Annotated in this window: 10 protein-coding genes; 9 read left to right on the top strand and 1 reads right to left on the bottom strand. The window is 74.6% G+C overall.

Annotated elements, in window-relative coordinates; genetic code table 11:
• The first annotated feature begins 20 nt into the window (after positions 1-20).
• From FHU37_RS14485 to glmM, 5 genes are all read left to right on the top strand, one after another.
• Positions 21-749 carry a VIT1/CCC1 transporter family protein gene (locus FHU37_RS14485; protein ID WP_179816278.1) on the top strand — a complete coding sequence of 243 codons (729 nt, stop codon included), beginning with the start codon at positions 21-23 and terminating at the stop codon, positions 747-749.
• Between the two features lie 102 nt (positions 750-851).
• The gene (locus FHU37_RS14490) at positions 852-2,531 is read left to right on the top strand and encodes an ABC-F family ATP-binding cassette domain-containing protein (RefSeq protein ID WP_179814586.1); all 1,680 of its coding nucleotides are present in this window, start codon (positions 852-854) and stop codon (positions 2,529-2,531) included.
• A gap of 410 nt (positions 2,532-2,941) precedes the next feature.
• Positions 2,942-3,385, top strand: coding sequence for a 50S ribosomal protein L13 (gene rplM / locus FHU37_RS14495; protein ID WP_179814587.1), 444 nt, complete (start codon positions 2,942-2,944; stop codon positions 3,383-3,385).
• A gap of 45 nt (positions 3,386-3,430) precedes the next feature.
• Positions 3,431-3,931, top strand: a complete 501-nt coding sequence (gene rpsI / locus FHU37_RS14500; protein ID WP_179814588.1) for a 30S ribosomal protein S9 — start codon at positions 3,431-3,433, stop codon at positions 3,929-3,931.
• A 305-nt stretch (positions 3,932-4,236) separates the two neighbouring features.
• Entirely contained in the window at positions 4,237-5,601 is a 1,365-nt protein-coding gene (glmM, locus tag FHU37_RS14505; RefSeq protein ID WP_179814589.1) for a phosphoglucosamine mutase, read from the top strand.
• A 138-nt stretch (positions 5,602-5,739) separates the two neighbouring features.
• On the opposite strand, the gene coaA is transcribed toward glmM, so the two are convergent.
• The gene (gene coaA, locus FHU37_RS14510) at positions 5,740-6,753 is read right to left on the bottom strand and encodes a type I pantothenate kinase (protein ID WP_179814590.1); all 1,014 of its coding nucleotides are present in this window, start codon (positions 6,751-6,753) and stop codon (positions 5,740-5,742) included.
• Positions 6,754-6,898: 145 nt separating this feature from the next.
• Between coaA and glmS the strand changes: the two genes are divergently transcribed.
• The 4 genes from glmS (at position 6,899) to FHU37_RS14530 (ending at position 12,160) form a co-directional block, all read left to right on the top strand.
• On the top strand, positions 6,899-8,764 hold the full coding sequence (gene glmS / locus FHU37_RS14515; RefSeq protein WP_179814591.1) for a glutamine--fructose-6-phosphate transaminase (isomerizing): 1,866 nt from the start codon (positions 6,899-6,901) through the stop codon (positions 8,762-8,764).
• A gap of 180 nt (positions 8,765-8,944) precedes the next feature.
• Positions 8,945-9,313 carry a holo-ACP synthase gene (locus tag FHU37_RS14520; protein ID WP_179814592.1) on the top strand — a complete coding sequence of 123 codons (369 nt, stop codon included), beginning with the start codon at positions 8,945-8,947 and terminating at the stop codon, positions 9,311-9,313.
• Positions 9,314-9,504: 191 nt separating this feature from the next.
• The gene (locus tag FHU37_RS14525) at positions 9,505-10,242 is read left to right on the top strand and encodes an alpha/beta hydrolase (protein WP_179814593.1); all 738 of its coding nucleotides are present in this window, start codon (positions 9,505-9,507) and stop codon (positions 10,240-10,242) included.
• A gap of 298 nt (positions 10,243-10,540) precedes the next feature.
• Positions 10,541-12,160, top strand: coding sequence for an NAD(P)H-hydrate epimerase (locus tag FHU37_RS14530; protein WP_179814594.1), 1,620 nt, complete (start codon positions 10,541-10,543; stop codon positions 12,158-12,160).
• Positions 12,161-12,215 lie beyond the last annotated feature (55 nt).

The raw sequence follows: 12,215 nt of genomic DNA on the forward strand, positions 1-12,215 counted from the left end.
TGGAACGGGAGCGCGGTGGGGTGGACGAGGGGACGGGGCCGGCCGGGGCGCACGCCGCCGAACCGCACAACGGCGACCTGAACAGCCGGCTGAACTGGCTGCGCGCCGGGGTGCTGGGCGCCAACGATGGCATCGTCTCGGTGGCCGGCCTGGTGGTGGGCGTGGCCGGCGCCACCACCGACCGCTCCGCGCTGCTGCTGGCCGGCCTCGCCGGGCTGTTCGCCGGCGCGCTGTCGATGGCCGGCGGCGAGTACGTCTCGGTGAGCACCCAGCGGGACACCGAGGACGCCATGCTGCGCCTGGAGCGGCACGAGCTGGAGACCATGCCCGAGGAGGAGGAGCGGGAGCTGGCCCAGCTGTACGAGGCGAAGGGCCTGTCGCCGGCGCTGGCCGCCCAGGTGGCCCGGGAGCTGACCGAGAAGGACGCCTTCCAGGCCCACGCGGAGGCGGAGCTCGGCATAGACCCGGACGCGCTGACCAGCCCGTGGCAGGCGGCCGGCGCCTCCCTGCTCTCCTTCACGGTGGGCGCCCTGCTGCCGCTGCTGGCCATCTACCTGCCCCCGCCGTCGCTGCGGATCGGGCTGTGCTTCGTGGCGGTCGTGGTGGCGCTGGCGATCACCGGGGCGGTCAGCGCCCGGCTGGGGAAGGCGGACGCGCGCCGGGCGGTGCTGCGCAACGTCGGCGTGGGCGCGCTGACCATGGTGGTCACCTTCGGGGTGGGTTCGGTTTTCGGCGTGGCCACCGGCTGAGCCGCCCGCCGGCGGTTTTTCCGGCCGCCGGCGGACGGCCGCGCCGGGGCGGGCCGGCAAAACCGGTTGAGACCCCGGTCCGCGGGGCGAAGAATTCGCCGCATGGGACACCTGGAACTGGCGCACGTGGAGTACTGGCTGCCGGACGGACGGCGGCTGCTCGACGACGTCTCGTTCCGGGTCGGCGAGGGCTCCGCCACCGCCCTGGTGGGCGCCAACGGCGCCGGCAAGACCACCCTGATGCGGATCGTCACCGGGGAGGTCAAGCCGGAGGAGGGCACGGTCACGGTCTCCGGCGGGCTCGGCGTGATGCCGCAGTTCATCGGGCACGGCGTGGTCAGCCGCGAGCAGCTGGCCGGCGAGGCCGCCCGGGACGCCGACGCCCCCACCGTGCGGGACCTGCTGCTGTCGGTGGCGCCGGCCCGGGTGCGCGCCGCCGCCCGGGCGGTGGACCGGGCCGAGCTGGACGTCATGGTGCGCGACGACGAACCGGCCCAGCTGGCCTACGCCCAGGCGCTCGCCGACTGGGCGGACGCCGGCGGCTACGCCGCGGAGACCGTCTGGGACACCTGCACCACCGCCGCCCTGGGCACCCCGTACGACCGCGCCCAGTGGCGGGAGGTGCGCACGCTCTCCGGCGGCGAGCAGAAGCGGCTGGTGCTGGAGGCGCTGCTGCGCGGCCCGGACGAGGTGCTGCTGCTGGACGAGCCGGACAACTACCTCGACGTGCCCGGCAAGCGCTGGCTGGAGGAGCAGCTGAGGTCCACGCCGAAGACCGTGCTGTTCGTCTCGCACGACCGCGAGCTGCTGGCGCGCGCAGCCCAGCGCATCGTCTCGGTCGAGCCCGGACCGTCGGGCTCCACCGTCTGGGTGCACGGCGGGGGCTTCGCCACCTACCACGAGGCCCGCCGGGAGCGCTTCGAGCGCCTGGACGAGCTGCGCCGCCGCTGGGACGAGCAGCACGCCCGGCTGAAGGAGCTGGTGCGCACCCTCAAGCAGAAGGCCGCCTACAACGACGGCATGGCCTCCCGCTACGCCGCCGCGCAGACCCGGCTGCGCCGCTTCGAGGAGGCCGGCCCGCCGCAGGAGCGGCCGCGCGAGCAGAAGGTCACCATGCGGCTGACCGGCGGCCGTACCGGAGTGCGCGCGGTGACCTGCCGAGGGCTGGAGCTGACCGGGCTGATGCGCCCGTTCGACCTGGAGGTCTTCTACGGGGAGCGGGTGGCCGTGCTCGGCGGCAACGGCTCCGGCAAGAGCCACTTCCTGCGGCTGCTGGCCGGGGAGCCGATCGCCCACGCGGGGGAGTGGAAGCTGGGCGCGCGGGTCGTGCCGGGGCTGTTCGCGCAGGTGCACGAGCATCCGGAGCTGGTCGGCCGCACGCTGGCCCAGGTGCTGTGGGAGGAGCACGCCCACGACCGGGGCCGGGCGATGCCGGTGCTGCGCCGCTACGAGCTGGACCGGCAGGCCGACCAGGCCTTCGACCAGCTCTCCGGCGGGCAGCAGGCGCGGTTCCAGATCCTGCTGCTGGAGCTGTCCGGGGTGACCGCGCTGCTGCTGGACGAGCCCACCGACAACCTGGACCTGGCCAGCGCCGACGCTCTGCAGGCTGGGCTGGAGGCGTACCAGGGGACGGTGCTGGCGGTGACGCACGACCGCTGGTTCGCCCGTTCCTTCGACCGGTTCGTGGTCTTCGGGCAGGACGGCACGGTGCGCGAGTCGCCCGAGCCGGTGTGGGACGTGGCGGCTCCGCCGAAGTCCGGCGGGCGAGGCGGGCCGCGATGATTCGGTGGGGGTGCGGGCGGTGCGCTAGGATGCCGGGCGGATGCATCGGCCCGAAAGCACGGTCGATCACACCCCCACGGTGAAGGCCCGCCCGCTCGGGCGCCCGCCTGCGGACGCCGTGTCCGAACCGCCCCGGGAGCCCCCCGGCGGCGGGCGGCGCAGCGTCAGCGGACCGGCGTCCGCGTCGAGCGGCATTTTTGACCCGTATGGGTGTGCAAAGGTATCCTGCCAGTTCGTTGTGCGTATTGGCTTGCTTGCTCGCTTGACCGAAGTGAGATGCGAGAAGTCGGTACGCCGGGTCCTGACCGCGGCCTCGAAATGTGTGACAGCACCAGCGTGTGCCGGTCGCCGTCTCGGCCCGCACAGAACCCCCGTCAGACACACTCACTGAAGAAGCGAAGGCTACGACCGTGCGCACGTACAGCCCTAAGCCCGGCGATGTCCAGCGTCAGTGGCACGTCATCGACGCGACCGACGTCGTGCTCGGCCGCCTGGCCTCCCAGGCCGCCTCTCTGCTCCGGGGCAAGCACAAGCCGGTGTACGCGCCGCATGTCGACACCGGTGACTTCGTCATCATCATCAACGCCGACAAGGTGCACCTCTCCGGCAACAAGCGGACCCAGAAGCTGGCCTACCGCCACTCCGGTTACCCGGGTGGTCTGCGCTCCGTGCGCTACGACGAGCTGCTGGAGAAGAACTCCCCGAAGGCCGTCGAGAAGGCCGTCAAGGGCATGCTCCCCAAGAACTCCCTCGGCCGGCAGATGCTGTCGAAGCTGAAGGTGTACGCGGGTGACCAGCACCCGCACCAGGCGCAGCAGCCGGTGCCGTTCGAGATCAGCCAGGTCGCGCAGTAGTCCCGGCCACCACCTAGACGTACGAGAGAAGAGCTGAGGAGAACCGTGGCCGAGACCACCGTCGAGACTCCGCTCGAAGGCGACTTCACCTTCGAGTCCGAGGACGAGGGCCAGGAGAGCTACACCACCGAGTCGCTGGCGTCCCGCTTCGGCGAGCCGCAGCCGGCCGGTGCCACCGGTCGCCGCAAGGAGGCCATCGCCCGCGTCCGCATCGTGCCGGGCACCGGCCAGTGGAAGATCAACGGCCGTAGCCTCGAGGACTACTTCCCGAACAAGGTCCACCAGCAGCTGGTGAACGACCCGTTCAAGATCCTCGAGCTGGAGGGTCGCTACGACGTCATCGCCCGCATCAACGGCGGTGGCATCTCCGGCCAGGCCGGCGCCCTGCGCCTCGGCGTGGCCCGCGCGCTGAACGAGGCGGACGTGGAGAACAACCGCGGCCCGCTGAAGAAGGCCGGCTTCCTCACCCGTGACGCCCGCGCCACCGAGCGCAAGAAGTACGGTCTGAAGAAGGCCCGCAAGGCTCCGCAGTACAGCAAGCGCTGATCTGCCGCCGCAGCCGCCAGAGCAAGCGGATCCGGCGACGGATTCCCCACCCGCGCCCCGGGGGCACTCTCGTGCCCCCGGGGCGTTCGTGGTTCTGGCGGGCCGCGTTTCCGGCCGTCGGGTGCCGCCGGCGGCCTGTCGCCGGCCCCGGGCCGATCGGCGTGCCGCCCGCACCGGGCGGGCCGATCGGGCGGGGAGCCGGTGGGTGTTCGGGGAAGAGCGAGCGGGGGGAACGGCCGTCCCGAAGGGGTGGCGGCCGGTGCCGGGTGCCGCCCGGCGCACCGGGAAAGACGGAGGACTGTGACGTGGCACGACTGTTCGGGACCGACGGGGTGCGCGGCGTGGCGAACGCCGACCTGACGGCGGAGCTGGCGCTCGGCCTGTCGGTGAGCGCCGCCCGGGTGCTCGGGGACGCCGGCGCCTTCGAGGGCCACCGGCCCAGGGCCGTGGTGGGCCGGGACCCCCGCGCGTCGGGGGAGTTCCTGGAGGCCGCCGTGGTGGCCGGGCTGGCCTCCGCGGGCGTGGACGTGCTGCGGGTCGGGGTGCTGCCGACCCCGGCCGTGGCGTTCCTCACCGCCGAGCTCGACGCCGACCTCGGCGTGATGCTCTCCGCCAGCCACAACCCCGCCCCGGACAACGGCATCAAGTTCTTCGCGCGCGGCGGGCACAAGCTGGCGGACGAGGTCGAGGACGCCATCGAGCGCGACTACCGCGGCCTGGCCGCGGAGGAGCACGCCGGCTGGCGGCGTCCGACCGGCGCCGGCGTCGGCCGGGTGCGGGAGCACGGGGAGGGCTTCGACGCCTACGTCGACCACCTGGTCGGCTGCCTGCCCAACCGCCTGGACGGCCTGCGCGTGGTGGTGGACGCCGCGCACGGCGCCGCCCACCAGGTCTCCCCCGAGGCGTTCCGCCGCGCCGGCGCCGAGGTCATCACCATCGGCGTGGAGCCGGACGGCCTGAACATCAACGACGGCTGCGGCTCCACCCACCTGGACCTGCTGCGCGAGGCCGTGGTGGCGAACGGCGCCGACCTCGGCGTGGCGCACGACGGCGACGCGGACCGCTGCCTGGCCGTGGACGCCACCGGCGCCGAGGTCGACGGCGACCAGATCCTGGCCGTCCTCGCCGTGGCCATGCGCGAGGCCGGCACGCTGCGCGAGGACACCGTGGTGGCCACGGTGATGTCCAACCTGGGCTTCAAGCTCGCCATGGAGGCCAGCGGCATCCGCGTGGTGCAGACCGCCGTCGGCGACCGCTACGTGCTGGAGGCGATGAAGCGCGACGGCTACGCGCTCGGCGGCGAGCAGTCCGGGCACGTCGTGCTGCTGGACCACGCCACCACCGGCGACGGCACGCTGACCGGCCTGATGCTGGCCGCCCGGATGGCCGCGGTGAAGCAGCCGCTCGCGGAGCTGGCCGCGGTGATGACCCGGCTGCCGCAGGTGCTGATCAACGTGCGCGACGTGGACCGCACCCGGGCCACCACCGACGCCCGGGTCGCCACGGCCGTGCGGGAGGCCGAGGACGAGCTCGGCGCCTCCGGCCGGGTGCTGCTGCGCCCCTCCGGCACCGAGCCGGTGGTGCGGGTGATGGTCGAGGCCGCCGAGGGCGACCAGGCGCACGCCGTGGCGCAGCGGCTGGCCGACGAGGTCAAGGCCGCCCTGGGCTGACCCGCCGGCGCGCTGACCCGCCGGCGGCGGTCAGCGCCTCGGGACGACCGACGGGGGCCGGCACGCACCGCGTGCCGGCCCCCGTCGGTGGCGGACGCCTTCAGGCCGCCGCCCGCCCCGGCGTCGCCCTCCACGCGCTCATATCTTGCGCAGCTTCAGCCGCTGCACCTTGTGGTCCGGGCCCTTGCGCAGCACCAGGGTGGCGCGGCCCCGGGTCGGCAGCACGTTCTCCACCAGGTTGGGGCGGTTGATGGTCCGCCACACGCCGCGCGCGTACTCCAGCGCCTCCTCCTCCGGCACCTGGGTGAACCGCCGGAAGTAGGAGGACGGGTCCTGGAAGGCCGTCTCGCGCAGCTTGCGGAAGCGGTTGAGGTACCAGCGCTCGATGTCCTCGGTGCGGGCGTCCACGAACACGCTGAAGTCGAAGTAGTCGGCGAGCGCCACCCGGGTGCGGCCGTCCTTGCCCGGCAGCGCCGGCTGCAGCACGTTGAGGCCCTCGACGATGAGGATGTCCGGGGAGCGCACCACGTGGTGGCGGCCCGGGACGATGTCGTAGACCAGGTGGGAGTAGACGGGCGCGGTCACCTCCTCCCGGCCGGCCTTGACGTCCGCCACGAAGCGGGTGAGCGCGCGGCGGTCGTAGGACTCCGGGAACCCCTTGCGGGACATCAGGCCGCGCCGGGACAGCTCCGCGTTCGGCAGCAGGAACCCGTCGGTGGTGACCAATTCCACTCGCGGGTGCTGCGGCCAGCGCGCCAGGAGGGCCTGCAGCAGCCGCGCCGTGGTCGACTTCCCGACCGCTACGCTGCCCGCCACGCCGATCACGAACGGCGTGCCCGGCTGCGGCCCCTCGGCCTGGTCGCCGTCCCCCAGGAAGGTGTTGATCACCCCGCGCAGGCGCTGGCTGGCGCGCACGTACAGGCTCAGCAGACGGGACAGCGGCAGGTAGATGTCGCGCACCTCGTCCAGGTCGACCACGTCGCCCAGGCCCCGCAGCCGCTCCACTTCCTCGGCGGTCAGCGGCAGCGGCGTGCGATCGCGCAGCGCGCTCCACTCGGCGCGGTCGAGGTCGAGGTACGGCGAGTGGTCTGGCCGCTGGGGGTGCGGCTGTCGGGGTTCGCCAAGCAAGGTGGGCACCGGGCCATTGTGCATGCCGCGCCCGGCCGGCGGGCGGCCGGTCGCGGTCAGAGGTTACCGTCGAGTACCCATTGTGGGCCCGCTCCACGCCACCCGTACAGACCGCCTCCGGGCGCCTCGGCGCGCCGAGCCCCCCGGTCCACCCCTTAAGCTGCCGTGCATGTGCGGAATCGTTGGATACGTGGGCCACCAGGTGGCGCTCGACGTGGTGATCGCCGGCCTGAAGCGCCTGGAGTACCGGGGCTACGACTCGGCCGGCGTGGCCGTGGTGGCCGACGGCGAACTGGCCATGGACAAGCGCGCCGGCAAGCTGGCCAACCTGGAGAAGTCGCTGGCGGAGCAGCCGCTGCCGGCCGGCACCACCGGCATCGGGCACACCCGCTGGGCCACCCACGGGGCACCCAACGACCGCAACGCCCACCCGCACCTGGACGGCCCCGGGCGGGTCGCCGTGGTGCACAACGGCATCGTGGAGAACTTCGTCGCGCTGCGCGCCGAGCTCGCCGAGCGCGGCGTCGAACTGCGCTCGGAGACCGACACCGAGGTCGTCGTCCACCTGCTGTCCGAGGCCCTGGACGCCATGGAGGCGGACGGCGGCGCCCGCGACCTCGCCGAGGCGATGCGGCGCGTCTGCCGCCGCCTGGAGGGCGCGTTCACCCTGGTCGCCGCGGACGCCGCGCAGCCCGACGTGGTGGTCGGCGCCCGCCGCAACTCCCCGCTGGTGGTGGGCCTGGGCGAGGGCGAGAACTTCCTCGCCTCCGACGTCGCCGCGTTCATCGCGCACACCCGCACCGCCCTGGAGCTCGGCCAGGACCAGGTCGTCGAGCTGCGCCGGGACGGCGTGACCGTCACCGACTTCGCCGGCGCCCCGGTGGAGACCAACGAGTACCGGGTGGACTGGGACGCCTCCGCCGCCGAGAAGGGCGGCTACGACTACTTCATGCTCAAGGAGATCGCCGAGCAGCCCAAGGCGGTCGCCGACACCCTGCTCGGCCGGATCGGCGCGGACGGCCAGCTCACCCTGGACGAGGTGCGCATCCCGGACAGCGTGCTGCGCGAGATCGACAAGATCGTCATCATCGCCTGCGGCACGTCCTTCCACGCCGGCCTGATCGCCAAGTACGCCATCGAGCACTGGACGCGGATCCCGTGCGAGGTCGAGGTGGCCAGCGAGTTCCGCTACCGCGACCCGATCCTGGACCAGCAGACGCTCGTCGTCGCCATCTCGCAGTCCGGCGAGTCGATGGACACCCTGATGGCGCTGCGGCACGCCCGCGAGCAGGGCGCCAAGGTGCTGGCCATCTGCAACACCAACGGCTCCACCATCCCGCGCGAGTCCGACGCCGTGCTGTACACGCACGCCGGGCCGGAGGTCGCCGTGGCCTCCACCAAGGCGTTCCTCACCCAGCTGGTGGCCTGCTACCTGGTGGCGCTCTACCTCGGCCAGGTGCGCGGCACCAAGTGGGGCGACGAGATCACCGAGGTGATCCGGCAGCTCGCCGACATGCCGCAGCAGGTCGAGCGGGTGCTCGACACCATGGAGCCGGTGCGGGAGCTGGCGCGCTCCCTCGCCGACGCCCGCTCGGTGCTCTTCCTGGGCCGGCACGTGGGCTACCCGGTGGCGCTGGAGGGCGCGCTCAAGCTTAAGGAACTCGCCTACATGCACGCCGAGGGCTTCGCGGCGGGCGAGCTCAAGCACGGGCCGATCGCGCTGATCGAGGAGGGGCTGCCGGTCGTCGTGGTGGTGCCCTCGCCGCGCGGGCGGTCCGTGCTGCACGACAAGATCGTCTCCAACATCCAGGAGATCCGGGCCCGCGGCGCCCGCACCATCGTGGTCGCGGAGGAGGGCGACGAGGCGGTCGTCCCGTTCGCCGACCACCTGGTGCGCATCCCGCGCACCCCGGTGCTGCTGCAGCCGCTGGTCGCCACCGTGCCGCTGCAGGTCTTCGCCTGCGAGCTGGCCACGGCCAAGGGCCACGAGGTGGACCAGCCGCGCAACCTGGCCAAGTCGGTCACGGTCGAGTAGGACGGACGGCGCCCCGGGCGGCGGTGGCGGTGGCGGCCGGTGTGGCCGGCCGCCGCCACCCGGGGGCGCGGGTGGGGCGGGCTCGTTCGGCGGGCCGGTCGGCGGGGCGGGGATGCTGCCGGGGGGAGATGCCGGGATGGTGTCGGTGGACGCGGGAGGGGCCGGGGACGTGGTGGCGCGGTGATCGTCGGGATCGGTGTGGACGTCGCGGACGTGGCGCGCTTCGAACGGACACTGGCCCGCACCCCGGCCATGGCCGAGCGGCTGTTCACGCCCGCGGAGCGGGTGGACGGCGAGGGACGGCCGCGCTCCGCCGCCTCCCTCGCGGCACGGTTCGCCGCCAAGGAGGCGGCGGCCAAGGCGCTCGGCGCCCCGGCCGGACTGCGCTGGACGGACGCCGAGGTGGTGAGCGAGCCCTCCGGCCGCCCCGCGCTGCGGGTCACCGGGACCGTCCAGGCCCACGCCGAACGCCTCGGCGTCCGCACCTGGCACCTCTCGCTCAGCCACGACGGCGGCATCGCCACCGCCATGGTGATCGCCGAGGACTGACCCGGCCGGGGGGTGGGAAACCCCCTTGGCGGACCCCCGCGACCACTGTTACCGTGCCGGAGGCCGTGCCGGAGAACGAGGAGGTGGTACCCGTGAACGCAGTATCGACATGGGTGCTCCCCTCCGGGGTCACGGTCGGGCGATAGGTCGTCCGGGAGCGCTGTCCGTGAGCACTCCCGAAGGGCACGACCATGCACGTCACTTCTGAACAGCGCCTCGACGACGGCGTCCTCGAGCGCGAATTCACCCTCGGCGGGATCCCCGGCATCCTGTGGACGCCCGAACGCGCGTCCGCACCGGCGCCGCTGATCCTGATCGGCCACCCCCCGCTCGGACTGCGCAGGATGCACCCCCGGCTGGCGGGGCGGGCCCGGTACTACGCGGCGGAGTACGGCTTCGCCGCGGCCACCATCGAGCTCCCCGGGAGCGGTGACCGGCCCCGTTGGGCCGCCGCCGAGCAGGCCCGCGCCGACCTGCGCCGGGCGTTGGAGGCCGGCGAGCCGGTCCGCGGCGAGATCGTCGACGCCCTCGTCCTCCCACTGGTCGCCAGGGCGGTCCCGGAATGGCGGACCGCCCTGGACGCCCTGCTCGCGCTGCCCGGGATCGGCGGCCCGGTCGGGTACGAGGGGGGAGTGATCTCCATCGGCATCCGGCTGGCGGTGGTCGAGCCGCGCATCGTGGCCGCCGGTTTCTTCGCCGGGAGCCTCGTGCCCGCCGCCATGTTCGAGGAGGCCCGCCGGGTCACCATTCCGCTGCAGGTCCTGCTGCAGTGGGACGACGAAGGGAACGACCGGCAGGCGGCCCTGGACCTCTTCGACGCCTTCGGCTCGAAGGAGAAGACCCTGCACGCCAATCTCGGCGGGCACACCGGCGTCCCGCACTTCGAGCTCGACGCCGGGGCCCGGTTCTTCGCCCGGCACCTGAAGTGAAACCGCGCCGCCAGGCCACCAGCAGGCGGTGAGCCGTGGGGGCCGGACGCTGCCCGTCCAGGGCAGGCCCCCGGGCCCCCTGCCCTGTTCACACCGCGGGCGCCCGCCGACTCGGCGGGCGCCCGCCCAAACCACCCGCACCGACGACGTCGACGCACTCCGGCCGCCGCGGCCGGGGAGGGCTGCGCGTTCTCCTCCGGTCCGGCTCGGGGGCCCTCCGCGCGGGGGGTCCTTCGGTGTGCGGGCTCCCTCCAGGATCATGGGGCCGGAATTCGACCCCAGGAGCGAGGGAGCAGCCGTGAGAACAGCCCATCGGGTGGAGCAGGTCCGCGCCGCCGAGGCGGCGCTGATGCGGCGCCTGCCGGACGGCGAGCTGATGCGCCGCGCCGCCACCGGCCTCGCCGCCGTCTGCCTGGAACTGCTGTCCCCCGCCGGCGTCTACGGCGCGCCCGTGGTGGTGCTGGCCGGCAGCGGCGACAACGGGGGTGACGCGCTGTTCGCGGGCGCCCGGCTGGCCGGCCGGGGGGCGGCCGTCACCGCCGTGCTGCTCTCCCCCCGGCGCACCCACCCCGGTGGCCTGGCCGCGCTGCGCGCCGCCGGGGGCCGCGTGCTGCACGCCGGGCCGGACGACGCGGACGTCCTGGAACGGGTCGCCGTCCCGCTCTCCCGCGCCCGGCTGGTGCTCGACGGCATCGTCGGCATCGGCGGGCGCGGCGGGCTGCGTCCGGAGGCGGCACGGCTGCTGCCGCTGGTGGAGGCGTCCGGGGCGACCGTCGTGGCCGTGGACCTGCCGAGCGGCCTGGACGCGGACACCGGCCGGGTGTCCGGCCCCGTGCTGCGCGCCCACCTCACCGTGACCTTCGGCACCCACAAGCCGGGCCTGCTGCTGTCGCCGGGCGCGGGGGTCGCGGGCACCGTGCACCTGGTGGACATCGGCCTCGGCCCCGAGTTGGCCCGGCTGGCCGGCGGCCCGGACGGACCCGGCGGCGGCCCGGCCCTGTACTGCCTGCAGCACGCGGACGTCGCCGCCGTGCTGCCCGTTCCCGGACGGGACACCGACAAGTACGGGCGGGGCGTCGTCGGCCTGGCCGCCGGCTCCGAACGTTACCCGGGCGCGGCCGTGCTGGCCGTCTCCGGGGCGGTGCGTTCCGGGGCGGGGGCCGTGCGCTACGCGGGCAGCGTCGCGGACGCCGTGCTGGCCGCCCATCCGGAGGTCCTGGTGCACCGGGGCGGGCCGCGGGAGGCCGGCCGGGTGCAGGCGTGGGTGGTCGGCCCGGGACTGGGCACCGGCAGCGCCGGTGAGGAGGCCCTCGGCGAGGTGCTGGCCTCCGACGTCCCGGTGCTGGTGGACGCCGACGGCCTCGGCCTGCTGGCCGCGCGTGGGCCCGAGCCGCTGTACCGGGACGCGCCGACGCTCTTCACCCCGCACGCCGGTGAGGCGGCGCGGCTGCTCGGCGTGGAGCGCGCCGCGGTGGAGGCCGAGCCGCTGGCGCACGCCCTCCGACTGGCCGACGCCTACGGGGTGACCGTGCTGCTCAAGGGGGACCGGACGATCATCACCGAGCCGGCGGCGCCGGGCGGCGCGGAGGGGCTGGGCCGCGCCCAAGGGCCGGGCGGGGACGGCGCCGGGGCGGAGGCCGGCCGGGGCGGGGCGGGCGACGCGCGGGAGCGCCGGGTGTTCGTCAACACCACCGGGACCGGCTGGCTGGCCACCGCCGGCAGCGGCGACGTGCTCGCCGGACTCGTCGGCGGGCTGTTGGCGGCCGGGCTGCCGGTGGTGGAGGCGGCGGCGGTCGGCGCCTATCTGCACGGCCTCGCCGGCCGGCTGGCCGCCTCCGGCGCGCCGACGACCGCGCCGGACGTGGCCCGCGCGCTGCCCGAGGCGTGGCGTCAGGTGGCGTCCACCGCGACCGGCTGACCCCGGTCACTCTGGCCGCTGACCCCGTTCCTCTTCCCGTTCCCGTCGCCCTCCC

The sequence above is a fragment of the Allostreptomyces psammosilenae genome (assembly GCF_013407765.1).
Lineage (GTDB): Bacteria > Actinomycetota > Actinomycetes > Streptomycetales > Streptomycetaceae > Allostreptomyces > Allostreptomyces psammosilenae.